The following is a 23,784-nucleotide window of genomic DNA, read 5'->3' on the forward strand; positions in this document are numbered from 1 at the left end:
CCGAACTCCATGCGGTCCACTTTACATCAACATTTCTGAGGTCGTGTTTTGACTAATTCGTCTGCTACATCGTCCGGATCAAGAAACGCTGCACCCAAGCGCCGTCGTCGCAGAAGCAATCCCGCTGGCCAGTCTGGCGAGGCGCGTACCACTGCACCAGCAGTGCGAGTGAATGTGACTGAATGGCAGCAGAGCCGCCGCGAGCAGGCTGCTGCTGCAATGAGCGACTGGTCACCGGAATCCTTTGTGGTTGAACCTGCGGAAGGCAAGGTGCGTTTTCATGATTTTGACCTGCCTGCACCCCTGATGCGCGCCATCAGTGAACAGGGTTTTAACTACTGCACACCCATTCAGGCCGGTTCCCTGCTTTACACCCTGCATGGTGTGGATCTGATCGGCAAGGCCCAGACAGGTACCGGCAAAACGGCAGCCTTCCTGATTGCCATCCTCACTTATCTGTTGGAAGAAGAAGTACCGGAAGGTCAGAAGATTGGTGCCCCACGAGCCCTGATTCTGGCACCAACGCGTGAATTGGTACTGCAGATCTGCAAGGATGCCGAAACCCTGATGCAATACACCCCCTTCAAGCTCCTGTCGGTGGTGGGGGGTATGGATTACGTCAAACAGCGAGATCAGCTGCGCAGTGAACCGATCGATTTGCTGGTAGCCACACCCGGTCGTCTGCTGGATTTCCACAGCAAGCGGGATGTGGATCTGCGGGAAGTGGAAGTACTGGTGCTGGACGAAGCTGACCGCATGCTGGACATGGGTTTCATCCCGGATGTGAAGCGCATCATCCGTGCCACACCGCCGAAGGAAAAACGCCAGACCATGCTGTTCTCGGCCACCTTCACCCAGGACATCATGAACCTCGCGGCGCAGTGGACCATTCATCCGCAGCGAGTGGAAATTGCCACCAAGGTACAAACCGCTGACAACATTGAGCAACACGCCTTTCTGGTGTCTGACAATGAAAAGCTCAAGCTGCTGATCCGTATCATTGAACACTGGAAGCTGACCAAGGTGATGGTGTTCAGCAATCGCCGGGACTCCACCCGTAATGTCTGTGAAGCCCTGAAAAAGGCTGGCATTAACGTAGCGATGTTGTCGGGTGAAGTGGAACAGAAAAAACGCATTGCCACGCTGGAAAGCTTCCGCGAAGGCAAGATTGAAGTGCTGGTGGCCACTGATGTGGCCGGGCGTGGCATTCACATCGATGATGTCAGTCACGTGATCAACTTTAATCTGCCGGAAGACCCGGAAGACTACGTGCATCGCATAGGTCGGACTGGCCGTGCTGGCGCTTTGGGTACTTCGATCAGTTTTATTGGCGAGGAAGATGCCTTTGCTTTACCGGGCATTGAAGCACTGACCAAAAGCAAGCTGCCTTGTGTTTATCCACCGGATGAGCTGCTGCAAGACGACGCATGAATCCTGAATGGCAGGCGTTGATCCAGCAGGCTTACCGGGATTTTCTGGCAGGACGCCAGGTCAATGCCCGCCGTGGACAGGCCCACATGATTGCCGATATTGCCAAAAGCTTTGCGGCCATCACCGAAGATGCGGAGGGTCGGCGCAATAGCCAGGATCACCTGATGGTGATTGAGGCAGGCACCGGCACCGGTAAAACCCTGGCTTACCTGCTGGCCACCCTGCCGGTGGCTCAGGCACGGGAAAAACGCCTGGTCATCTCCACTGCCACCATTGCCTTGCAGGAGCAGCTATTGCTGCGTGACCTGCCGGATCTGGCCAGACACACCCAGCTGCAATTCCGTCATGCCTTGGCCAAGGGGCGCGGGCGTTATGTCTGCACCAGTCAGTTGATCAAACAGCTGGATGCAGGCAAACCGGAACAGCAGGATGCCACGCTGGATCTGTTTCAGGCCGAATTGTTAAAAGCGTCCGGCAGTGCTGACCAATCCCGTTTGCAGCAACTGGCGGATGATTTTTCTTCCGGTCGCTGGGATGGTGATCGTGACAGCCTGAAAGAATCCCTGCCATCGGAACTCTGGGATCGCCTGACCACCGATCATCAGCGTTGCACCAATCGCCGTTGCCCTCACTTTAATGGGGCCTGTCCGTTTTTTAATGCCCGGCGCGAACTGGAACAGGCCGATGTGATCGTCGCCAATCATGATCTGGTACTGGCTGATCTGGCGCTGGGAGGCGGTGTGATCTTGCCGCCACCGGAGCAGACCTATTATGTGTTTGATGAGGCTCATCACCTGCCGGACAAGGCCATCAATCATTTTGCCGCCGGTTTTCGTTTTAATACCTCCTTAAGCTGGTTGCGCCTGTTGCGTAAATCCCAGCCGGATCTGTTAACTGCTTTGGCATCCAGTCCAACGGCTTGCCGCTTGCTGGATCAGCTGGGTACACCGCTGGGGATGCTGGAGCAGGATCTGGGCGTGTTGTATGGCCAGCTGCATGAGCAGGCTGGTTTTGAGCCGGATCGCAGCAGCACGGAAATTTATCGCTGGCCGCAAGGTCAGTTACCCCAGGGCTTAAGGGATTTTGCCGCACAACTGCTGGTGCACTTTGCCACCCTTTGCCGCCTGCTGGAAAGTCTGGTGAACCAGCTGAAGGATGCCCAGGACCCGGAGAAGAACACCGCACTGGATGCCGATCTGGCAGCTGAATGGCAACCGCTGCTGGCGGTGTTGCACAACCGGGCACTGGCCGCTCATCAGCTGTGGAGCCTTTGTGCCGAGGCTGATCGGGAAGGTCAGCCGCCACTGGCGCGGTGGCTGATTCGGCACCGTCTGCAGGATGGTGATGAGGATCTGGAACTCTGTGCCAGCCCGGTAACAGCGGCTGGTGATCTGGCTTATCGTCTCTGGTCCCGTTGTTTTGGTGCCACCCTGACTTCTGCCACTCTGACAGCGCTGGGGCAGTTTGACCGTTTGCGGCAGCGGGCCGGTTTGTCGGGTCAGACACCCTGCAAGGCCTATCCCAGTCCTTTTGACTACCCCAATCTGGGGGTGCTGGAGATTCCACGTCAGGCCTGTGACCCCTCTCAGGCAGAAGCCCATACCGATGCCATCATCGATTACATGCAGGAGCATCTGGATCATCCGGCTGCTGCGGCACTGGTATTGTTCAGCTCCCGACGCCAGATGAACGAGGTTTATGATGCTTTGCCAAGCCAGCTGAAGCGAGTGACCCTGACCCAGGATGCCCTGTCCAAAAACCGCCTGATCGAAAAACACCGTGAGAGGGTGGATGCGGAAAAACCCAGCATCATTTTTGGTCTGGCTTCCCTGGCAGAAGGCATCGACCTACCCGGCAAATACCTGACCCATGTGGTGATTGTACGCCTGCCTTTTTCAACCCCGGATGATCCGGTGGAAGCCACGCTGGCGGAGTGGATTGAAGCCAGTGGCGGTAACCCCTTCATGCAGATCAGTGTACCGGATGCCAGCATTCGCCTGGTACAGGCCTGTGGTCGACTGATTCGCACCGAACAGGATCAGGGGCGGGTGACACTGCTGGATCGACGCATCCTGACCAAGCGTTATGGCAGTCAGTTGCTGAATAGTCTGCCGCCCTTTCGCCGCGAGATTCGCTGAAACTACTGATTAACTATTGTACTTGCCAATACAGCGTTGAAATTGATCTCAAAATGCTCATTTACTCTGTGTAACTCGGCTTTGGCATCCTACGTTGCTCTACCTCCTGCATCCATGCATCACGTTAATCGGCGGCTCCTTGGTTGTATGGTATACAGTTCGTAACAATTCGCATGTAAAATGTTGTCTTATGTGGTTTCACGCCATTTAAGTTGAGCCAGAGATGCTTTATTCTTGTCATTTGCGTCTTGAATAAGGAAGGTTGCAGGCAGTGAAAAGCGCGGCGTACTTCCCGAACCGTTGGTCGGGTTTGGTGGTGATTCTGCTGCTGATGTTTGCAGTGGCTTTGCCCGTGCGCGCTGAACAAGTGGTGATACAGCTGAAATGGTTGCATCAATTTCAGTTTGCCGGATATTACGCTGCCCTTGAGCAGGGTTATTTTGCTGAGGAAGGTCTGGATGTTGTGTTGCGTGAACGCAGTATGGAACACGACAACATTGATCAGGTACTCAGTGGTGAAGCGCATTATGGCATTGCCGATGCCATACTGCTCAGCATGTATGCCCAGGGACGTGACCTGGTGCTGGTTGCCCCCATCTTTCAACACTCCCCCAATGTTTTGATGACCCTGCGCTCCTCTGGTATCCGCACTCCGCGGGATCTGGTGGGGCGACGCCTGTCTTTTTACGACAATAACACCGATGGCATTGCCATCCTGGCCATGCTGGCTGAACAGGGTGTGCTCCGGGATGGTTTGATTCGTGAACACTGGAGCCAGCGCACTGAACGGCTACTCAGTGGTGAAGTGGATGCTGTGGCGGCCTACAGCACCAACGAGCCCAATGTGATGCGTGAACTGGGCCACCCGGTGCATATCATTGATCCGAAACACTATGGTATGGATTTTTACGGCGATATTTTTTTCACCAGCGGTGAAGAAGCACGCAATCATCCTGAGCGAGTGGAGCGCATGCGCCGCGCAGTGATCCGGGGCTGGCATTATGCGCTGGACAACAAGGAAGAGCTGGTTGAGCTGATCCATGCACGCTACAACACTCAGGGTAAATCCCGCACGGCGCTGATGAGTGAAGCGCTTGGCCTGGAGCCCTTGATTGCTCGCCACACCGTTGAGTTGGGGCATTTGGATGCCGGGCGCCTGGACTACATGCTGGGTTTGTTGGCCCGACACCGGATCATTGAACCTGACCAGTACGGGATTGATCGTCTGGTGTTTGAGTCGAGTCGTGGTAACCAGCTGGATCTGACGGAGGAAGAAGAGGCATTTTTACGCGCCAATCCACGTTTAACGGTGGGTATTGATACACAGTGGCCCCCATTTGATTTTCTGGATGCAAGAACAGGTCGTTTACGCGGCATCAGTCAGGACTATCTAGACATCCTTTCGGAGTTACTGGGAGTCAGCTTTGATCCGTTACTGAATTTAAGCTGGCCGGAAGTTCTGGATGCTGCGGCAAATAACCAGTTGGATCTGATCACCAGTATCACTTCCACACCTGATCGACGCAGTTTTCTGGAGTTTACCCAGCCCTATGTACGCTCACCGATGGTGATTGTCACGGGCCAGCAGGTGGATTTTGTGACCAGCATGGAGCAGTTGCACGGTCGTCCGGTGGCGGTGGTCAGGGATTATGCTTCGGATGAATGGTTAAGTAGCAGCCATCCACTGATACCACTAGTGCGAACGGCAACCACCTTGCAGGGGTTGCAGGCAGTTGCCGCCGGTGAAGTTTATGCCTTTGTGGATAATCTGGCAGTGGTCAGTTACCTGATCCGCAACGAAGGTCTGGCCAATTTGAAGGTATCCGGTCAAACGCCTTACTTTTTTGATTTGAGCATGGCAACCCCTCAAGACCGCCCTGAATTGCGCTCCATTCTGGACAAGGCACTTGCCAGCATTACCCAGCAGCAGCATGCCGAGATTTATGATCGCTGGGTAAGTTTGCAGCCAGAGCCAGGTTTTCCCTGGCAGCGTATGCTGTTACCGGTATTAAGCATGCTGGCACTATTGCTGGTATTAGGCGGTTACACCCTCTATCTGCAACGTTTAAATCAGCGTATTCGGCAGTTTAATAACCGGCTGCAAGCGGCTGAGCTTGAGCTGTTGGAAAAAAACCGGCAGTTGGAGCTGGTTTCAGTCACTGACAAACTGACAGGCGTTTACAACCGCCATCACTTGGACAAGGTACTCAGTGAGCAGTTGTCTCTGGCATCCCGTCATCAACGCCCCCTGTCGGTGGTTTTATTTGATCTGGATTATTTTAAAGAAGTGAATGATACCTACGGGCACCAGGCTGGTGACCGGGTATTGCAGTGTTTTGCCGAGCTGGTTCGCAGCAAGATCAGAACCTCGGATGTATTTGGGCGCTGGGGGGGTGAGGAGTTTTTGTTGATTTGCCCGGAAACCACTTTAAAACAAGCGGTTTCAGTGGCAGATAAAATTCGTCTTGCCTTGCAGGATCTACCGTTTGATGAAGGTTTAAAACAGCATGTCAGTGCAGGGGTGATGGCTTTATCACCGGGCATGAACCTGGATCAGCTGCTGTCCGGAGTGGACAAGCAGCTGTATATTGCCAAGGCCTCAGGCCGCAATCAGGTGGTGGGCTGAAGCTCAGTTCAGGTACGGAACTGGCTGACCTGATGATTCAGCTTCTCTGCCAGCGCCGCCAGCTCTTCACTGGCTTGAGTGGTATGTGCAGCCCCTTCTGCAGTCTGATCTGACAGCTCATTGATATTCACCACATTACGATTGATCTCATCCGCCACTGCTGCCTGTTGTTCCGCAGCGCTGGCAATCTGGGTGTTCATGTCGGCAATGTGGTGAATGGCACTGGCCACTTCATCCAGGGCTGCTGACGTCTCACGTGCATGACTCACCGTGGCGGCAGCCTGTTTACGGCTGGCAGCCATGGCAACAAAAGAGGCTTCCGCTTCTTTCACCAGCCGATCAATGGTGTCACGGATTTCCACCGTGCTTTGCTGGGTACGGGCAGCCAGGTTGCGGACCTCGTCTGCAACCACTGCAAAGCCTCGGCCATGCTCCCCGGCACGGGCAGCCTCAATCGCTGCATTCAGTGCCAGCAGATTGGTTTGTTCAGCCACATTGCTGATCACTTCCATAATGGCACCGATGTTTTCAGTGCCTTCTTTCAGGCGCTCCAGCGTGACAGCGGTGTTTTCAATGCTGGCATCCAGGTCAGACAGGGTTTGCAGGGTTTCTTTAAGGCGGCCCTGGCCTCGCTGGGTTTGTTCACTGGCAGTGCGTGCTGCACCTGCAGCCTGGGTGGCATTGCCGGCAACTTCCTGAACCGTGGCAGTCATTTCGTTCATGGCAGTAGCCACCTGGTCCGTTTCCTGGCTCTGCTGACGAACGGTCTGGGCGCTTTGCTGAGTGACAGCTGACAATTCTTCTGCAGCAGCAGACACAGACAGGGAAGACTGATGTGCTTCTTTTACCAGTTCCTGAATTTTGCCGATAAAACGGTTAAAAGCCCGGTTGATGTGCATGATTTCATCCCGGCCTTCCAGCGGCAGGCGATGGGTCAGATCACCGTCACCATCAGCAATTTCGCGCATGCGCACCAGCATGTCATGTAATGGACGTTTGATGGAGCTGGCAACCAGCAGGATCAGTACCGCAGTAATGCCCGCACCGATCAGCACAATGGTCAGCAGGGCCAGACTATGGCGCCATAACAAGGCATTCACTGTATCAAGATAAATGCCATTCACCAGAATCAGATTCCATTGGGGGAAGGTCTGGTAACGAGCCAGCTTACCGACCGGATTGGTAAAACCGGGTTTATTCCAGACGTAGCTGGTATTGCCACCTTGGCTGCTTCTTGACTGAGCAAGCATGTCTGCAATAAAAGCAAAGCCATTGGGATCTTTTAACCCGGCCAGATTACGCCCAACCAGTTCAGGTTGTTCGGGATGCATCAGCATGGTGCCCTGACCATCCAGTATCCAGAAGTAGTCACGGTCGGTGTCGGTGGTGTAACGGAAAGCACGAATCAGCTCAAAAGCTTCGGTGCGTGCCTGTTGTTCACTGATTTCACCGCGACGAGCCCGCTGGTAATGGTGCTCCAGCGTGGTATGTGCCAGCTCCAGCAGTTGCTGCAGTTTCAGGTCTTTTTCGGCCAGAATGGCGCGACGTTCTTGTTGTACGGCCAGGAGGCCAACCAACACCAGTGATAGCAGGGTTAAACCAAGGATAAGCCACAGGCGCGACTGGATCGCCAGTTGTCTGAGCAGGGATAGCATGAGTTCTTTCTCCAGAACAGCGTATTTCGTCAGATTGCAGTTTGCCGAGTGGTGTTGTTATGGAGTGCCATCAGAGGGGGTGGCTGGTTTATACTCGACTGAAAGGTGATTTTTTAGTTGTTAGTTATGTTGCGGCGCAGTATGCGATTTTATTTGCTGTGCTTCTAGTACTTCTTTGGTTTGTGTTGTCAGTGGATGTTTCTGATTGTTATGGTTCTTCTTGAGGTGAGTTAATGAGTTTTTCCGGCAGTTTTGATCCCGGTATGCTGGGTTGGGTCGCCTGGGTGTTTTACCTGCTGTTCCTGGTCCTGGCCTTGTGGCAGGTGCCGTGGACTATCCTGCTGCGCGAGCGGGGTCTGCAGCACCTGTTTCTGGGCAGCGTGGTATTGGTTGCCTTTTTGTGGCAGATGCGGGCCGGTATCAGCTACACCGTATCCATCCACCTGTTGCTAGCTACCACCCTGACCCTGATGTTCTACTGGCCGATGGCGCTATTGGCTACCAGCATTGCTCTGCTGGGTGTGACCGTCAGTGGCAAGGCCAGCTGGGACATGTTTGCCATTAATGCGCTGATTGTGTGTGTGCTGCCGGTGTTTGTCAGCCACTGGGTATGGCGCTGGGTGGAATGGAAGCTGCCAGCCAACTATTTCATTTTTGTATTGATTGCCGGAGGGGTGGGCAGTGCCCTGGCGACCCTGTCGTCAGGCCTGGTGGTGATAGGGCTGACCTGGCTTTATACCTCGGCTCACGAGTTTCGCCACCTGGCAGAAGACTACTTCTTGTTTTTGCCGCTGACCCTGCCGCCGGAAGCAGTGGTCAACGGTATGATTTTGAGTGGTTTGACGGCTTATCTGCCAGATTGGGTGCGTGCTTTTGATCCCAAAAAGTACCTGGATGAGGCATAAAGCACCCTGCTGAATCAGCGGCGTACTGGCCGTTTCTGCAGTTTACGCTGCAATGTGCGTCGATGCATGCCCAGTGCTCGTGCAGTGGCAGAAATGTTGCCATCATGCTCATGCAGCACTTTCTGGATGTGTTCCCAGGTCAGGCGATTCACTGACATGGGCTGTTCCGCCAGCGGTGTATCAGGGTTGCCTTCCTGTTTGTTGAAGGCAGCCAGGATCTCATCAGCATCGGCTGGTTTGCACAGGTAGTTTACTGCCCCCAGTTTGATGGCTTCCACTGCTGTGGCAATGCTGGAGTAACCGGTGAGCACCACAATCCTGGATTGAGGTGAGCGTTCGACCAGTTGTGGCAGCAGGTTAAGGCCGGAGCTGCCTTCCAGTTTCAGGTCCAGCGTGATGTAGTCTGGCTCGAATTCCTGAGTCTGTTCCAGTGCCTGCGTTTCATTGGTGACCTGGGCAACTTCATAGCCTCGCTTGCTGAAAGCGCGCTGCAGCACCTGTCCGAAAATTTCATCATCATCAATGATCAGAATGCGCAGTTGTTCTTCCTGCTGCTCTTCAGGGTTCATGATGTCCTGTTCTCCCGGCTGGCTGATTTGAGTGAGGGTGAAAGCACTGGAATCCTGACTTCGGTCAAGGTTCCGCCCTGGCTATGATTATACAGGCGCACGGTTCCGCCGAGGCGGTTTATCGTCGCATGCGTCAGAAACAACCCTAATCCCAGGCCTTTGCTTTTGGTTGAGATGAAAGTCTGTCCCAGGCGTTCAGCTATGTCCATCGGGATGCCAGGCCCCTGGTCGTGGATTTCAATCTGAGCCACTTGCCGACCCCATTCCACCATGATCATCACCGGCTCCCGGCTGGCATCTGCTGCATTGTTGAGCAGGTTGATCAGTGCCTGCTGCAGGGTGATGTCGTCCGGTATCCAGGGCTCGGTTTTGCTTTCATCCGGCCAGTCGATGCAATAACGCACATCGGGTCTTAACACCTCCCAGTGCTCCAATACATCGCGCAGAAAGGTCTTGATGGGTTTGCTTTCCGGGTTCAGCAGACGGCTGCGATCTGCGTTACTGACCAGGGACTGCAAGGTGACCTTGCAGGTATCCACCTGACGACGCAGCAGTGCCAGGTCGGCTGCCAGCTCCGCATTGTCAGCATGTTCATTGCTGAGTTCCTTCAGCATGACCGCCATGGTCGACAGCGGGGTGCCCAGTTCATGGGCAGTGCCGGCTGCCTGGGTGGCCACGGCCATGATCTGCTCATCACGCAGGGCGCGCTCACGGGTATCGGAAAGATCGGCATCCCGTTTGCGCAAGGATTGGGCCATTTTGTAGACAAATACTGTGATCAGGGTGGTGCTCAGCACAAAGTTGGCCCACATGCCGAGGATATGCAGATTGAAGCGGCTATCGTGCTCCATTTGCATCAACTGGGGCACCGGATGGTGAAACAGCATCAGCAGTGGGTAGGCCAGCAGGATAAAACCGGCAATGATCCAGGTGAAACGCCAGGGCAGGGTGGCTGCAGAAATGGTCAGAGGCACCAGGAAATAGGAAATGAAGGGGTTGTTGGCGCCACCCGTGAAATAAAACAGCAGGGTTAATCCGATGACATCAGCCAGCAGGTGCAACAGGTATTCAATGTCTGCCACTGGTCTGGGCCAACTCAACCGCCACCAGGTCAACAGGTTGATCAGTGCCATGCCCATGATCACGGAAAAAACCGCCAGCACATTGAGTTGGAAATTGACTACTTCCAGGCCAAAGATGATCCCGCCAAGAAAACCCGTCCAGGTGATACCCCGCACCAGAGTCAGGCGCATCAGGTTACGGCCGGGGGTGGACAGGGGAAGGGGTTGGGGGGGGCTGGTGTCTTTCAAGTGTTTCTCCATCAGGGTTCGATGAAGTTTAAGGGAAAACCCCGTTTAAACAAACCTTGATGCAGATCAGGATTTATGTGTCCAACAGGTCGGTTTGTAGTTTGTGTCCTCCCGGTCTACTATCTGCGAACACCAAGGCCTGGATGAGTCAGGTCGCTGTTCTGCATGAACAGTTATGCTGTGAGTCAAGCGGAGGTTTTATGTTCAAGGCAATAGTGATCGAGAAGGACGACACCGGTTATCGGGCCGCCATTCAGCAACTGGATGACAGTCGTCTACCCGAAGGTGAAGTGACGGTGCGAGTCAGCCATTCCACGCTGAACTACAAGGATGGTCTGGCCATCACCGGCAAGGGTCCGGTGGTGCGCAAGTTTCCGATGGTGCCGGGTATTGATCTGGTGGGTGTTGTGGAAGCGTCGGACAGCCCGGATTATCAACCGGGTGATGCGGTACTGCTGAACGGTTGGGGTGTGGGTGAAGGTCACTGGGGTGGTCTGGCGCAGAAAGCACGTTTAAAAGCAGAATGGCTGGTACCCCTGCCATCTGCATTCACGCCGGCGCAGGCCATGTCGATTGGCACTGCCGGTTATACCGCGATGCTGTGTGTGATGGCGCTGGAGCGTCATGGCGTCAAGCCTTCAGACGGTGAAATTGTAGTGACTGGTGCTGCCGGTGGTGTGGGCAGTGTCGCGCTGGCGCTGCTCAGCAAACTGGGCTACACCACTGTGGCGGTGACGGGACGTCCTGCCGATGCGGACTACCTGAAGTCTCTGGGTGCCAGTGAGGTCATGGACCGGGCCGACTTTTCACAGCCTGGCAAACCGCTGGCACGGGAGCGTTGGGCGGGAGCCGTGGATGTGGTGGGCAGCCATACCCTGGCCAACATCTGTGCTTCCACTCGTTATCGGGGTGTTGTGACTGCCTGCGGTCTGGCCGGTGGCATGGATTTACCCGCCACTGTGGCACCCTTTATCCTGCGTGGCGTCACACTGGTGGGCATCGACAGTGTCATGTGTCCACGTGAAGAACGTCTGGAAGCCTGGCGCCGTCTGGCTCAGGATCTGGACATCAGCAAGCTGGATGCCATCAGTCGTGAAATCAGCCTGGAAGAGGCGATCCCGCTGGCGGGTCAACTGCTGCAAGGGCAGGTGCGCGGTCGCGTGGTTGTGCGCATTGGTGATTGACCTTGCTGGCAGGGGTTGGTGTTATGGCATTGTTTAAGCGGACAGGATCAGCGAAAATAGCCGCCATTTTCCATCTGAACACGAGCGCCTGATGTCGACCCTTGCCAGTGAAGTCCAAAAACGCCGCACTTTCGCGATCATCTCCCACCCCGATGCCGGTAAAACCACCATCACAGAAAAGCTGTTGCTGCTCGGCAAGCTGATCCAGACCGCCGGTACCGTGAAGGGCAAGAAGAGCGACAAACACGCCACCTCTGACTGGATGACCATGGAGCAGGAGCGGGGTATCTCCATCACCTCGTCAGTGATGCAGTTTCCCTTTGATGACCGCATTGTCAATCTGCTGGACACCCCCGGTCACGAGGACTTCTCTGAAGACACCTACCGTACCCTGACGGCTGTGGACTCTGCCCTGATGGTGGTCGATGGTGCCAAGGGTGTTGAAGAACGCACCATCAAGCTGATGGATGTCTGCCGCCTGCGCGACACCCCGATCTTTTCCTTTGTGAACAAACTGGACCGGGATATTCGTGATCCGATCGAGCTGCTGGACGAAATTGAAGAAGTATTAAAAATTCAGGCAGCACCGATCAACTGGCCCATCGGTTCCGGTAAATGGTTCAAAGGGGTTTACAACCTCTACACCGATGAAATCCATGTTTTTAAACCCGGTCAGGGCCATGTGCTGCCGGATGATGAGCGCATTCAGGGGCTGGACTCGCAGCAAGCGCGTGACTTTCTGGGTGATGAATACGAATCGCTGGTGGAAGAGCTGGAGCTGGTGCAGGGTGCCACGCATCCCTGGGATGAAGCGGCCTTTCTGGCCGGTAAGCTGACGCCGGTTTATTTTGGTACTGCCCTGGGTAACTTCGGTGTGCGGGAGATGCTCAGTGACTTTGTGAAGTGGGCGCCGTCACCCCGTGCACGTGCCACGGAAACCCGTCAGGTGGATGCAGCAGAAGAAAAATTCTCCGGTTTTGTGTTTAAAATCCAGGCCAATATGGACCCGAAACACCGGGATCGCATTGCTTTTATGCGCATTTGTTCGGGTCAGTACACCCGAGGTTTGAAAATGCGTCACTGCCGCATTGGCAAGGATGTTCGCATTGCGGATGCCGTGAACTTCATGGCTGGTGAACGGGAACTGTTGGAAGAAGCCTGGTCTGGTGACATCATTGGTTTGCACAACCACGGTACCATTCAGATCGGTGATACTTTCACCGAAGGTGAGGATCTGAAGTTCACCGGTATTCCCCATTTTGCCCCTGAGTTGTTTAAACGTGTACGCCCCAAAGATCCACTGAAAATGAAGCAGTTGCAGAAGGGTTTGCAACAGCTGTCTGAAGAGGGGGCGGTGCAGTTGTTTCAGCCTTTTAAAAACAATGATCTGGTGCTGGGTGCTGTGGGTCAGCTGCAGTTTGAAGTGGTCATGTTCCGTCTGCAGGATGAATACAAGGTGGACTGCATGTATGAGCCAGTCAATGTGCAGACGGCGCGCTGGGTAGAGTGCAAGGATGCCAAAAAACTGGAAGAATTCCGTCGTAAGGCGGAGGAGAACCTGGGTGTGGATGGAGCGGGCTTATTGACCTATCTGGCACCAACCCGCGTTAACCTGCAGCTGACCCAGGAGCGCTTCCCGGAGATTGAATTCCATTCAACCCGGGAGCACTAAAAACGCTGCTGTTGATTACATGGCACGAGACCAGTCCTTGTGCTGGGGCTGCTGCCTTGCTGGTTGATTGTTGCCGTGAGTGGGAATCAGCAATTCGCGCTGTTTTCCATCCACTTCCAGAATGGCACGTCCCAAACCTTCAGCGGGCGGTGCATCCAGCAGGCGGCTGGAGACCCGATAGACCAGTTCGCCACTGTCCAGTCGAAAGGGGATCCACAGGCTTTCCATCCAGCGATAACCCGAGTGAAGAGTGGGTGTGGGTACTGTAAACCTGGCCCAGTTGATGCCTTCGTCAAAGGCACCGGACTCTTGCAGCCACAAATAAAGGCTGCGGGCGGTTTCATTCAGCATTGGCAGGTAACTGCTGCCAATCAGTTCACTGCGGCTGCGGCAGCCATTGATGGCCAAAGTGGTTTCAGAGGCAGCCAGAACGCGCAGTTCACAGTCCAGTACCAATGAAAAGTGCAGATCGCGGTTAACGCTATCCAGCAGCGGTTGGTCCATTTCCATCAAGGGAGCCTGGAGCACCCTCTCAAGTTCTTGCCGGTAGCGGGCAGAAGGCATGATGTGGCCTCTTTCCCAGCGTGAAACAGCACCCTGATCGATACCCAGTAGCTCAGCCAGTTGCTGCTGGGTCATATTACGCGCTCTACGTAGACGCTTGATGCGTTCTCCGAGCTTTTTCATGGCCTGACTCCGTCGATAGCTTGTTATTTTGTGGCTTTTTCTGAACTAATGTTAAGCATTGTATGCCACTGGTGCAGTAATTCCATGCCTAATATGTGGGATATCTTCCAAAGCTTGAACCAGTTCACAGTCCTCAGCATATCTTTGCTGAGCATGTGAAGTTCTTCACATATTTTTTGAAGTTTAGATGCTATCTGGCCAGAAGTCGCAGAGTGTTGAGAAAGATATTTTTCCCATGTATTGAAGTGCCAACAGCAGTGTCAGGCGGGTTTCGGCTGTCTCAGGTGTCATCTGGCCGAGGCTGATGACGCCTGCCTGATGCAAGCCAACTGCCGATTCGTAATCTTTTGTAACTCCGCCTTGCCAGCATTGGCTAACCAGGCCAACAGGCTTGCCACTGTTATGCATTTGTTGCAGTAAATGAAAGAACCTGGGTAGATGAGGAGTGTTACCACTGCCAAGGCCTTCCAGGATTAATCCATCAAGGCCATCCAGATGCTTGGCTAACCAGTTGTCATCCATGCCTGGTATGATTGGCAGGCGCAGTAAGCAGGGTTTGAAGTGTTCGGCCAGATGCTGCAAGTCTGTCAGTGATAAGGGTGCAATATCTGGCCATACGCCACCACTGGAGTGTTCAGCGGCTGATTCAACCGCATGAAACGCCTGGTGGGATTGGCTGTGAAATTTGCGAGTCCGTGTTGGTGGCAGCAGTTGCCGGTTAAAACAGATGCCCTGGCTGCCACGTGGCAACTCAATGGCCTGCTGCAGGGCATGCATCAAATTGCTTAAGGCATCACTGCCGGTTTCTGCTAACGGTTGCATGGCTGCAGTCAACAGTAATGAGCAGTGCAGGTCTGGTAGCAGTGTATGCAGCGCGGAAGCACTCCAGGCCAGGGTATCGGTTCCCTGAATCAGAATGCAGGCATGGGTTTTGGGGTCCAGTTGACGCAACTGTGCAGCCAGCCGAAACCAGTGGCTGCAGTTCATGGCAGAGGAATCAAGCGGTGGTTGGCATTCGCTGATTTCCAGGTCAATGCCGGATGCCTGCAGCCAGTCATCGGGTAACAGGGGAAGTAATCGACTGCCAAGATCCGGGGCTGGAGTTAATCCCTGCGGGCCAGGCAGCATTCCAAAGGTGCCACCGGCATACAGCAGATGAATTCTGTATGGCCGGGGCATACTGGAGATTATCCGCTCAGGCCTTGCCGCAGACGCTGGCAATGGCTTTGCAGAGGTATTGCAGGTTCTGCTCACTGTAACCGGCAATGTTCATACGACCGGTTTTCACCATGTAGATGCCAAACTCCTGCTGCAGTTTCTGGACTTCTTCCGGCTTTAAGCCAGAGTAGGAGAACATGCCGCGCTGCTCAGCAACACAGGCAAACTTTTCAGCCAGACCAAAGGGTTTCAGCGCATCTACAAACTGCTGGCGCAGGGTGTTGATGCGGTTGCGCATGTCATCCACTTCCCTGCGCCACAAGCCATTCAGCTCCGGGTTGGCCAGAATGGTGGCAACAATGGCACTACCGTGTGCAGGTGGGTTGGAATAGTTGGAGCGAGCGACAACAGCCAGTTGGCTGCGTACTTTTTCCATATCATTGCGGTTGGCCGCTACAGCAATAAAGGCACCAATACGCTCGCGGTACAGGCCAAAATTCTTGGAGCAGGAAGCAGTGATCATTACTTCTGGCAGTTGTTCAGCCAGCAGCCGCACAGCCGCAGCATCTTCTTCCAGACCAGCACCAAAACCCTGATAAGCAAAGTCGATCAGTGGCAGCAGCTTACGGGCTTTAAGGATCTCCAATACCTGTTGCCACTGCTCCAGGGACAGGTCAAAACCGGTTGGGTTGTGGCAGCAGGCGTGCAGCAGTACCACGTCACCTTCTGGGATTTGTTGCAGGTCAGCCAGCATGGCCGGGAAATCCAGGCGGTTGGTGTTGCTGTCTACATAACGGTAGCTTGCATATTCAACCCCGGCAGCATTAAAAATAGCGTAGTGATTGGGCCAGGTAGGATCAGAAATCCAGACCTTCTTGCCTGGTGCGCAGCGATGAATAAAATCTGCAGCCAGGCGCAGTGCGCCGGTTCCGCCAGGTGCCTGAGTCAGGGTGGCGCGGCTGGCCTGCAGCACTGCAGAGTCCTGGCCCAGTACCAGTGGCAGCAGTTGCTGGCCAAACGCCGGATCACCGTGGGAACCAATGTAGCTTTTGGTTTTTTCACGAGTCAGCAGTAGCGCTTCTGCTTCCTTGACCGCTTGCAGGATAGGGGTATTTCCCTGTGCATCCCGGTAGACACCGACACCCAGATCGATCTTGTTCGGGTTGGTGTCACGGTTAAAGGCCTCGATCAGGCCAAGGATAGGATCAGCAGGCAGAAGTTCTACTTGTCCGAACATGATTTTTCCTTTCAGGAAGCAGGGTGAATTTGCGCGGCATTGTACCCAACCCGGTGCCGCAAATGAATCAGGATTTGGTGGTAGCTGATGTGTTTTTAACAGGAGCGGCTTGAGCCGCTTGTCCCTTACCCAGGGATTTTGCCAGATACATGGCATTATCAGCACTGGTCAGCAGTGCATCGGGGGTTTCACCTTGCTCTGGCCACAGGGCGACACCAATACTGGCACCAACCTGCAGCTGGATTTGTTGCCAGGTAAAAGGCTCCGCCAGCAAGCTGCAGAGGGTTTCAGCAAAGCTTACGGCCGCTTCCGGATCAGTGATGGACGGGGTGAGGGCGATCAGTTCATCACCACCCAGGCGTGCAGCGGTATCACCCGCTTGCAGGCGGTTGGCCAGGCGTTGTGCCAGTTCCTGCAGGAGTGCATCACCAGCATCATGACCATACACATCATTGACGCTTTTAAAACCATCCAGATCAATAAAAAACAAGGCGAAGGGTTCGTTGTGCTGGCGCGCCTGACGGCAGGCTGCCTGTAGACGGTCATTCAGCAGGCTGCGATTGCCCAACCCGGTTAATACATCGTGATGAGCCAGATGGCGGACTTGGTCCATTGCGGCACGCAGGTGTTGCTCACGGCGCACGGTGCTGGTGACATCAGTGATTTGTACCAGGCAGGCCTGATGGCCATCATGTGTCACTGGTTGCACCAGAATGGAGTGGTGCAGGTGTTGGTTTGACTGGCGCTGGTAGAGTGGCAGCAAGTGAGGGTGAAGCTGGTGAGACAGGCGACGTGACAGACGATTGCTGGTGGCCTGAGTCAGCGCATCCAGCAGTGTTGGATCAATAACGCCTTTAAACAGGGTGTTGAGCGAGCAGCCACGTGCTTCAGCTTCACTGATACCGCTGATACGGGCAATCCAGGGATTCCACAGTAATACTTTCAACTCGGAATCGAGCACAATCAGGCCGGTTTCCAGCAGATCAATCAGCTGCTTGTAGTCACGCTGCTGCAGGGTCATTGTTTCAGGAAATTCCTGTCTGGCAGGTTCATTGTCCGGTCAACTTGTCAAGGTATTCGCTGAGTGCCTGGTGAAAACCCTGAGCACTGCGCAGGTCAATGATAAATGCCAGATACCCTTGCAGCGCACGCTGGCGCAGTGAGAAGTCGATCTGTACCAACATCACCATGGAGTCGTCACTTTCACACAGCAATTGCAGCATCTCATTGCAATTGCCACTGTAGGCTTCAGGCAGGGCAGTGTGGATTTCACGGTGCAGGATATTGGCGAGGGTTGCCAGGCAAGAGTTAAGCAGGATATTACCCAGCTCAGCCAGGGTATCCTGCTCCAGCTCGGAGATTTCGGTGGCACTCATTTCGTTACCAACAACGATGCGTACCAGCTCCAGGCTACGTTCTTCAGGGAAGATCAGTGCCGCCTTGCCATTGATAAAACCGTCAAAAGCCTGGGTCACGCCGGCTAGTGCGGTAGGTAACAACTGATTGAAGGTTGATTGGGCGGTTTGCATGTCGACAAAGTCAACCTTGGGCACTGAGAGCAGTACTTCATCCTGCACCAGTCGTGAGAGTGCGGAAGCGGCGCGACCAACACCGATATTCATCAGTTCAACAACGGTTTCCTGCTCATCAGTGCTGAAAAGCTGGCTCATGATCTATCCCCTGATCAGGTTGGATAACTGTTCTGGTGTAACCGGTTTGCCAAGAAATGCCATGTCCATACTGCGGGCGCGCTCCACAATGCTGTCCTGAATATTGGCGGTTACCAGGGCCATACGTAGCAGGGGATCCTGTTTGCGCAGTTCACCTGCCAGTTCAATACCATCCATGCCGGGCATATTAAAATCGATCAATGCCAGATCAAACTGACCCGGGGTGAAAGCGGCCAGGGCCTCGTCACCGTTGGCTGCCTCTGCAACACTGATTTCAAAACCGGTTGATTTCAGCAGGTGTTGCAATGTCAGGCGTGCGACCCTGCTGTCATCAACCAGCAGGATGCGCAGTGGCGTTGGGTTTGCATCAGTCATGGCTCTGTTACCTGACCTTTATCTTAGGTTATACTTTATTGTAATGAATTGTAATCAAGTGGCCGCTCAGAGTCCAGCCATCAACCTTCATTACGCATTTGTTCCTGCAGTTCACAGGCCTGCAGGGTGTTTTCAATCAGTGAAGCAACGGTCATGGGGCCGACACCACCGGGTACTGGTGTAATCCAGGCTGCGCGCTCGCTGGCTGCCTGATATTCAACGTCACCCACCAGGCTGCCGTCGGCCAGGCGGTTGATGCCAACGTCAATCACTATGGCGCCGGGTTTGATCCATTCTCCTTTTACCAGGCCCGGTTTGCCAACACCCACCACCACCAGGTCAGCATCTGCCAGTTCAGCGGCCAGGTCGCGAGTGAAGCGATGGGTGACGGTAACAGTACAGCCAGCCAGCAACAGCTCCAGTGCCATGGGGCGGCCCACGATGTTTGAGGCACCCACAACCGTGGCTTTAAGGCCCTTCAGATTAATACCCAGCTGCTTTAACAGCGTCATTACCCCTTTGGGGGTACAGGGACGAAGCTGTGGTTGGCGTTGAGCCAGGCGGCCAAGGTTGTAAGGGTGGAAGCCATCAACATCCTTTTCAGGGCGAATGCGCTCCAGTAGGGGGGTGGCATCCAGGTGTGCAGGCAGCGGTAGCTGCAGCAGGATGCCGTGCACATCCGGCTGGGCATTTAACTGGTCAATCAGCACTTCCAGCTGCTGCTGGGTGGTTTCAGCAGGAAGGGTGTGTGAATGAGAGATGATGCCAGCCTTTTCACAGGCCAGATGTTTGTTGCGAACATAAACCTCGGAGGCGGGATCAGCACCCACCAGGATCACTGCCAGTGCAGGTGCTGATTTGCCATCAGCCAATCTGCGGCGGACCTGTTCAGCAAGGGTGTTGCGAATATCGAGGGCGGCCTGCTTGCCGTCAATCAGTTGGGCGCTCATGATTACTCTGTGTAAGGGGGTCCTTGAAATGGTCGCTATTGTGGCATGAGTTGACTGCAAGTGAAACAATGCCTTCCGCACGAACTGATAAGTCACAGGAATTTTTTTTGAATCAGGGGCTTGACGCCCGCTTTTAACCCCCTATAATGCGCTCCTCGTTGGCAGGCACTTCTGGTGCGGTCAACTTGGGAAGTTGTTTCGGGGTATAGCGCAGTCTGGTAGCGCGCCTGCTTTGGGAGCAGGATGTCGGGGGTTCGAATCCCTCTACCCCGACCAAGCTTCTTCCTGTTAAGATGCGAACTGTTTGCAGGCAACAAGCGAATTGGCGCCTATAGCTCAACCGGATAGAGCAACGGCCTTCTAAGCCGTAGGTTGCAGGTTCGAGTCCTGCTGGGCGCGCCACTGCGCTCCATGTAAGCAAGACAGAGCAGTTTGTGCAGTAATTTTTGTGGTGAGCGTAGCTCAGTTGGTAGAGCTCCGGATTGTGGCTCCGGCGGTCGTGGGTTCGAGCCCCATCGTTCACCCCAGTATTTAATGAAAAAGGCGCTTTCTTCCCGGAAAGCGCCTTTTTTGTTGGCTAAAAAGCAGTATTTGTCCTTGATGGGTACTTTTTCGGCTGTCTGGCTTGCTGACCGGGGCTGTTACTCTTAAAATCCCGTCTTTGATTGATGCATCTTTTTATAAAGACCATTTAGTGTTTAACGAGGATTGTCCATGCAAGTTTCCGTAGAAACGACTTCCGCGCTGGAGCGCCGTCTGACCATTCAGGTGCCCGCTGAGAAGGTTGATACCGCAGTTGATGAGCGCCTGAAGCAGACTGCCCGCCGGGTCAAGGTCGATGGCTTCCGTCCTGGCAAGGTGCCGATGAACGTGGTCAAGCGTCGTTTCGGTGACAGCGTGCGTCAGGAAGTGCTGTCGGAGCTGATGCGCAATCACTTCATCGAAGCAGTGACCCAGGAAAAACTGAATCCTGCTGGCACACCTGAAATTGAACCGGTCAAAATGAATGCCGGTGAGCCCTTTGAATTCACTGCCACCTTTGAGGTTTACCCGGTAGTTGAGCTGAAGTCTCTGGAAGGTGAAAGCGTTGAGCGTCCGGTTGCTGAAATCAAGGATGCTGACGTTGAAGAGCTGATCACGGACCTGCGCAAACAGCGTGCAACCTTTGTTGAGACTGACAAGGCTGCTGAGACCGGTGATCAGGTCAAGATTGATTTTGAAGGTTTCATTGATGGTGAAGCTTTTGCTGGTGGCAAGGGTGAGGGTTATGACCTGACACTGGGTTCCAACTCCTTTATTCCTGGCTTCGAAGATCAGCTGGTGGGCAGCAAAGCGGGTGACAGCAAAGACGTGGAAGTGTCCTTCCCGGAAGATTACCAGGCTGCTGATCTGGCTGGTAAGGCTGCCGTATTCAAGTGCAAGGTGCACGCAGTCAAGCAGCAGCAACTGCCGGAACTGAATGATGCGTTTTTTGCCCAGTTTGGTGTTGCTGAAGGTGGTGAGTCAGCCTTCCGTGCTGAAGTGCGCAAGAACATGGAGGCTCAGTTGAAGCAGGCCACCCGCAATGCCACCAAGCAGGCGGTATTTGAAGCCCTGATGAAGGCCAATCCGATTGAAGTGCCGCGTGCATTGATCAGTGGTGAAATTGACAACCTGCGTCGTCAGGCTGCGCAGCAGTACAACCTGGGTCAGGACTTTGATATCGGCCAGATTCCGGCTGACCTGTTCAAAGACCAGGCTAAAAACAACGTGACCCTGGGTCTGCTGGTGGGTGAAGTAATCAAGGCTAATGAACTGAAAGCCGATGACGCACTGGTTGATGAGCTGCTGAATGAGATGGCAGGTTCTTATCAGGAGCCCCAGAAGGTGGTTGACTATTACAAGTCCAACCCGGAAATGCTGCGTCAGGTACAGGGTGCAGCACTGGAGCAGCAGGTGGTGGATAAACTCCTGTCTCAGGCTCAGGTCACTGATGTAACCAAAACCTTCCGTGAACTGGCTATGCCCGGTCAGTGATTCAGTCGTTCAGACGGTTGCGGTAAATCCTGATCCGGCGCTTAGGCGCCGGATCTTTTTTTGGGGATGAGCGGCAATTCACGGTGGAATTTATCTTCAACCTCGGTTAGTTTAGTTGCTATAACCTAACCTTTCGGGAATGCACTATGTTGAAAAATCTGGATATTCAAAATGCCGGTGGCCTGGTACCGATGGTGGTGGAGCAGTCTGCCAGGGGTGAGCGCGCCTATGACATCTATTCCCGTCTGCTGAAAGAGCGGGTGATTTTTCTGGTCGGGCAGGTTGAAGACTACATGGCCAATCTGGTGGTGGCTCAGATGTTGTTTCTGGAGTCTGAGAACCCCGACAAGGATATTTATCTGTACATCAACTCTCCGGGTGGTTCGGTGACTGCAGGCATGTCCATTTATGACACCATGCAATTCATCAAGCCGGATGTATCGACCATGTGTATCGGTCAGGCAGCGAGTATGGGTGCATTGCTGCTGGCGGGTGGTGCCAAGGGCAAGCGTTATTGTCTGCCCAATTCGCGCATGATGATTCACCAGCCGCTGGGTGGTTATCAGGGGCAGGCTTCTGATATTGAAATCCACACCCGAGAAATTCTGGGTATTCGTGACAAGCTCAATCGAATTCTGGCGCATCACACGGGTCAGAACATCAAGACCATTGCCAAGGATACTGATCGTGACAATTTCATGGATGGCCCGACTGCGGTAGACTATGGTCTGATCGATGCGGTGCTGGATAAACGCCCTGCCTGAAACAAAGCTGGCAGGGTATTTGCTGTAACTCCGGAAGGGTTGCAGCAGATTAATGAAGTAAACGGGGTATGACATGACCGACGGCAAGAAGAGTAAAGACAAGCTTTTGTACTGTTCATTCTGTGGCAAAAGCCAGGATGAAGTGAAAAAGCTGATTGCAGGGCCTTCGGTCTACATCTGTGATGACTGTGTGTCCTTGTGCACCGATATTATCCGCAATGAACTGCAGGATGATGAGTTGGGCGAAGAAGTTGAGCGCCTGCCGACTCCGAAAGAAATTCGCAAGCACCTGGATGACTATGTCATTGGGCAGGATCGCGCCAAAATGGTTTTGTCTGTGGCGGTTTACAACCATTACAAGCGCCTGCGTTCTCATGGTGGCAGCACCAAGGATGTTGAGCTGGGTAAAAGTAACATCCTGCTGATTGGCCCAACAGGATCCGGTAAAACACTGCTGGCTGAAACCCTGGCCCGTATGTTGAACGTGCCGTTTACCATGGCTGATGCCACCACGCTCACTGAAGCGGGTTATGTGGGTGAGGATGTTGAAAATATCATCCAGAAGCTGCTGCAGAAGTGTGATTATGATGTTGAGCGTGCTCAGCGCGGTATTGTCTACATCGACGAAATCGACAAGATTTCGCGCAAATCCGACAATCCTTCCATCACTCGTGACGTGTCCGGTGAAGGTGTGCAGCAGGCGTTGCTGAAGTTGATTGAAGGCACGGTGGCCTCGGTGCCTCCCCAGGGTGGTCGTAAACACCCGCAGCAAGAGTTTCTGCAGGTGGATACCAGCAATATGCTGTTCATCTGCGGTGGTGCTTTTGCCGGTCTGGAAAAGGTCATTCGTGCGCGTACTGAAAAAGGTGGCATCGGTTTTAATGCTGAAATCAAAAGTAAGCAGGAAGACAAGGTGTTGGGTCAGGCATTGACTGAAATCGAGCCGGAAGATCTGGTCCGTTTCGGTTTGATTCCTGAGTTCATTGGTCGTCTGCCGGTCGTGGCAACCCTGACTGACCTGGATGAGGATGCCTTGATCCAGATCCTGACCGAACCCAAAAATGCCTTGACCAAGCAGTATGCCAAGCTGTTTGAAATGGAAGGGGTGGATCTGGAATTCCGTGAAGAAGCCCTGCGCTCGATTGCCAAAAAAGCGCTGGAGCGTAAAACCGGCGCCCGTGGTTTGCGTTCCATCATGGAAAATGTACTGCTCGATACCATGTACGAAATCCCGTCACTGACCAATGTGGTCAAGGTGGTGGTAGATGAAAACGTCATTGAAGGCAGTGCTCGTCCGCTGATGCTCTACGAAAATGATGAACTGGAGCAGTTAGCCGTTAATCGTGATTGACCATCATGACGGGTGAAGTGGCTTGCCCGGTGTCACAACCCCAGCATAAAAAAAGCATCTGTGTAGAAAAAAAAGGGCCTGGTTGC

The 23,784-nt window shown here is 53.9% G+C and carries 19 protein-coding genes and 3 tRNA genes; 12 read left to right on the forward strand and 10 right to left on the reverse strand.

The features are described 5' to 3' along the window. Positions 1 to 48 precede the first annotated feature (48 nt). The 3 genes from BT114_RS02155 (at position 49) to BT114_RS02165 (ending at position 6,195) form a co-directional block, all read left to right on the forward strand. Positions 49 to 1,431, forward strand: a complete 1,383-nt coding sequence (locus tag BT114_RS02155; RefSeq protein ID WP_072324654.1) for a DEAD/DEAH box helicase — start codon at positions 49 to 51, stop codon at positions 1,429 to 1,431. After that, complete coding sequence (dinG, locus tag BT114_RS02160; protein WP_072324655.1) at positions 1,428 to 3,569, forward strand: ATP-dependent DNA helicase DinG; 2,142 nt, start codon at positions 1,428 to 1,430, stop codon at positions 3,567 to 3,569. The genes BT114_RS02155 and dinG overlap by 4 nt, the downstream gene beginning before the upstream one ends. A 271-nt stretch (positions 3,570 to 3,840) precedes the next feature. Continuing rightward, a complete protein-coding gene (locus tag BT114_RS02165; protein ID WP_143142747.1) occupies positions 3,841 to 6,195 on the forward strand; it encodes a diguanylate cyclase in 2,355 nt (784 codons plus the stop codon). A gap of 8 nt (positions 6,196 to 6,203) precedes the next feature. On the opposite strand, the gene BT114_RS02170 is transcribed toward BT114_RS02165, so the two are convergent. Then, positions 6,204 to 7,850, reverse strand: a complete 1,647-nt coding sequence (locus BT114_RS02170) for a methyl-accepting chemotaxis protein (RefSeq protein WP_072324657.1) — start codon at positions 7,848 to 7,850, stop codon at positions 6,204 to 6,206. A 233-nt stretch (positions 7,851 to 8,083) separates the two neighbouring features. Between BT114_RS02170 and BT114_RS02175 the strand changes: the two genes are divergently transcribed. After that, positions 8,084 to 8,755 (forward strand): energy-coupling factor ABC transporter permease, encoded by a 672-nt coding sequence (locus tag BT114_RS02175; RefSeq protein WP_072324658.1) that lies wholly within the window; start codon positions 8,084 to 8,086, stop codon positions 8,753 to 8,755. 14 nt (positions 8,756 to 8,769) lie between these two features. On the opposite strand, the gene BT114_RS02180 is transcribed toward BT114_RS02175, so the two are convergent. Further along, positions 8,770 to 9,324 (reverse strand): response regulator transcription factor, encoded by a 555-nt coding sequence (locus BT114_RS02180; protein ID WP_072324659.1) that lies wholly within the window; start codon positions 9,322 to 9,324, stop codon positions 8,770 to 8,772. After that, the gene (locus BT114_RS02185; protein ID WP_342715651.1) at positions 9,321 to 10,634 is read right to left on the reverse strand and encodes an ATP-binding protein; all 1,314 of its coding nucleotides are present in this window, start codon (positions 10,632 to 10,634) and stop codon (positions 9,321 to 9,323) included. The genes BT114_RS02180 and BT114_RS02185 overlap by 4 nt, the downstream gene beginning before the upstream one ends. Before the next feature lie 200 nt (positions 10,635 to 10,834). Between BT114_RS02185 and acuI the strand changes: the two genes are divergently transcribed. Further along, positions 10,835 to 11,818: an acrylyl-CoA reductase (NADPH) gene (gene acuI, locus BT114_RS02190; protein WP_072324661.1), complete on the forward strand. Its 984-nt coding sequence runs from the start codon at positions 10,835 to 10,837 to the stop codon at positions 11,816 to 11,818. Positions 11,819 to 11,909: 91 nt separating this feature from the next. Next, positions 11,910 to 13,490, forward strand: a complete 1,581-nt coding sequence (locus tag BT114_RS02195) for a peptide chain release factor 3 (protein WP_072324662.1) — start codon at positions 11,910 to 11,912, stop codon at positions 13,488 to 13,490. A 15-nt stretch (positions 13,491 to 13,505) separates the two neighbouring features. On the opposite strand, the gene BT114_RS02200 is transcribed toward BT114_RS02195, so the two are convergent. The 7 genes from BT114_RS02200 to folD form a co-directional block, all read right to left on the reverse strand. Further along, complete coding sequence (locus BT114_RS02200) at positions 13,506 to 14,177, reverse strand: helix-turn-helix domain-containing protein (RefSeq protein ID WP_072324663.1); 672 nt, start codon at positions 14,175 to 14,177, stop codon at positions 13,506 to 13,508. 183 nt (positions 14,178 to 14,360) lie between these two features. After that, the gene (locus tag BT114_RS02205) at positions 14,361 to 15,356 is read right to left on the reverse strand and encodes an asparaginase domain-containing protein (protein WP_072324664.1); all 996 of its coding nucleotides are present in this window, start codon (positions 15,354 to 15,356) and stop codon (positions 14,361 to 14,363) included. Between the two features lie 16 nt (positions 15,357 to 15,372). Beyond that, the gene (locus BT114_RS02210) at positions 15,373 to 16,572 is read right to left on the reverse strand and encodes an amino acid aminotransferase (RefSeq protein ID WP_072324665.1); all 1,200 of its coding nucleotides are present in this window, start codon (positions 16,570 to 16,572) and stop codon (positions 15,373 to 15,375) included. A gap of 67 nt (positions 16,573 to 16,639) precedes the next feature. Then, entirely contained in the window at positions 16,640 to 17,593 is a 954-nt protein-coding gene (locus BT114_RS02215; RefSeq protein WP_072324666.1) for a diguanylate cyclase domain-containing protein, read from the reverse strand. Positions 17,594 to 17,621: 28 nt separating this feature from the next. Next, positions 17,622 to 18,242 carry a chemotaxis protein CheC gene (locus BT114_RS02220; protein ID WP_072324667.1) on the reverse strand — a complete coding sequence of 207 codons (621 nt, stop codon included), beginning with the start codon at positions 18,240 to 18,242 and terminating at the stop codon, positions 17,622 to 17,624. Positions 18,243 to 18,245: 3 nt separating this feature from the next. After that, entirely contained in the window at positions 18,246 to 18,617 is a 372-nt protein-coding gene (locus tag BT114_RS02225) for a response regulator (RefSeq protein ID WP_072324668.1), read from the reverse strand. 80 nt (positions 18,618 to 18,697) lie between these two features. After that, complete coding sequence (gene folD / locus BT114_RS02230) at positions 18,698 to 19,567, reverse strand: bifunctional methylenetetrahydrofolate dehydrogenase/methenyltetrahydrofolate cyclohydrolase FolD (protein ID WP_072324669.1); 870 nt, start codon at positions 19,565 to 19,567, stop codon at positions 18,698 to 18,700. Positions 19,568 to 19,766: 199 nt separating this feature from the next. On the opposite strand from folD, the gene BT114_RS02235 reads away from it, so the two are divergent. From BT114_RS02235 to clpX, 6 genes are all read left to right on the forward strand, one after another. Continuing rightward, positions 19,767 to 19,843: transfer RNA gene (locus tag BT114_RS02235), tRNA-Pro, on the forward strand. Between the two features lie 49 nt (positions 19,844 to 19,892). After that, positions 19,893 to 19,969, forward strand: a tRNA-Arg gene (locus BT114_RS02240). A gap of 49 nt (positions 19,970 to 20,018) precedes the next feature. Next, positions 20,019 to 20,094: transfer RNA gene (locus tag BT114_RS02245), tRNA-His, on the forward strand. A gap of 187 nt (positions 20,095 to 20,281) precedes the next feature. Then, positions 20,282 to 21,583: a trigger factor gene (gene tig / locus BT114_RS02250; RefSeq protein ID WP_072324670.1), complete on the forward strand. Its 1,302-nt coding sequence runs from the start codon at positions 20,282 to 20,284 to the stop codon at positions 21,581 to 21,583. A gap of 149 nt (positions 21,584 to 21,732) precedes the next feature. Beyond that, the gene (gene clpP / locus BT114_RS02255; RefSeq protein ID WP_143142751.1) at positions 21,733 to 22,347 is read left to right on the forward strand and encodes an ATP-dependent Clp endopeptidase proteolytic subunit ClpP; all 615 of its coding nucleotides are present in this window, start codon (positions 21,733 to 21,735) and stop codon (positions 22,345 to 22,347) included. 73 nt (positions 22,348 to 22,420) lie between these two features. Further along, positions 22,421 to 23,698: an ATP-dependent Clp protease ATP-binding subunit ClpX gene (gene clpX / locus BT114_RS02260; RefSeq protein WP_072324672.1), complete on the forward strand. Its 1,278-nt coding sequence runs from the start codon at positions 22,421 to 22,423 to the stop codon at positions 23,696 to 23,698. The last annotated feature ends 86 nt before the right edge of the window (positions 23,699 to 23,784 follow it).

Origin of the sequence: Marinospirillum alkaliphilum DSM 21637, from assembly GCF_900119735.1 — a bacterium.
Taxonomy (GTDB): domain Bacteria; phylum Pseudomonadota; class Gammaproteobacteria; order Pseudomonadales; family Halomonadaceae; genus Marinospirillum; species Marinospirillum alkaliphilum.

Coding starts and splice junctions, on each gene's coding strand:
- dinG (WP_072324655.1), top strand. CDS start 1,428: ATGAATCCTGAATGGCAGGCGTTGATCCAGCAGGCTTACCGGGATTTT.
- BT114_RS02170 (WP_072324657.1), bottom strand. CDS start 7,850: ATGCTATCCCTGCTCAGACAACTGGCGATCCAGTCGCGCCTGTGGCTT.
- BT114_RS02175 (WP_072324658.1), top strand. CDS start 8,084: ATGAGTTTTTCCGGCAGTTTTGATCCCGGTATGCTGGGTTGGGTCGCC.
- BT114_RS02180 (WP_072324659.1), bottom strand. CDS start 9,324: ATGAACCCTGAAGAGCAGCAGGAAGAACAACTGCGCATTCTGATCATT.
- acuI (WP_072324661.1), top strand. CDS start 10,835: ATGTTCAAGGCAATAGTGATCGAGAAGGACGACACCGGTTATCGGGCC.
- BT114_RS02195 (WP_072324662.1), top strand. CDS start 11,910: ATGTCGACCCTTGCCAGTGAAGTCCAAAAACGCCGCACTTTCGCGATC.
- BT114_RS02200 (WP_072324663.1), bottom strand. CDS start 14,177: ATGAAAAAGCTCGGAGAACGCATCAAGCGTCTACGTAGAGCGCGTAAT.
- BT114_RS02205 (WP_072324664.1), bottom strand. CDS start 15,356: ATGCCCCGGCCATACAGAATTCATCTGCTGTATGCCGGTGGCACCTTT.
- BT114_RS02210 (WP_072324665.1), bottom strand. CDS start 16,572: ATGTTCGGACAAGTAGAACTTCTGCCTGCTGATCCTATCCTTGGCCTG.
- BT114_RS02215 (WP_072324666.1), bottom strand. CDS start 17,593: ATGACCCTGCAGCAGCGTGACTACAAGCAGCTGATTGATCTGCTGGAA.
- BT114_RS02220 (WP_072324667.1), bottom strand. CDS start 18,242: ATGAGCCAGCTTTTCAGCACTGATGAGCAGGAAACCGTTGTTGAACTG.
- BT114_RS02225 (WP_072324668.1), bottom strand. CDS start 18,617: ATGACTGATGCAAACCCAACGCCACTGCGCATCCTGCTGGTTGATGAC.
- folD (WP_072324669.1), bottom strand. CDS start 19,567: ATGAGCGCCCAACTGATTGACGGCAAGCAGGCCGCCCTCGATATTCGC.
- tig (WP_072324670.1), top strand. CDS start 20,282: ATGCAAGTTTCCGTAGAAACGACTTCCGCGCTGGAGCGCCGTCTGACC.
- clpX (WP_072324672.1), top strand. CDS start 22,421: ATGACCGACGGCAAGAAGAGTAAAGACAAGCTTTTGTACTGTTCATTC.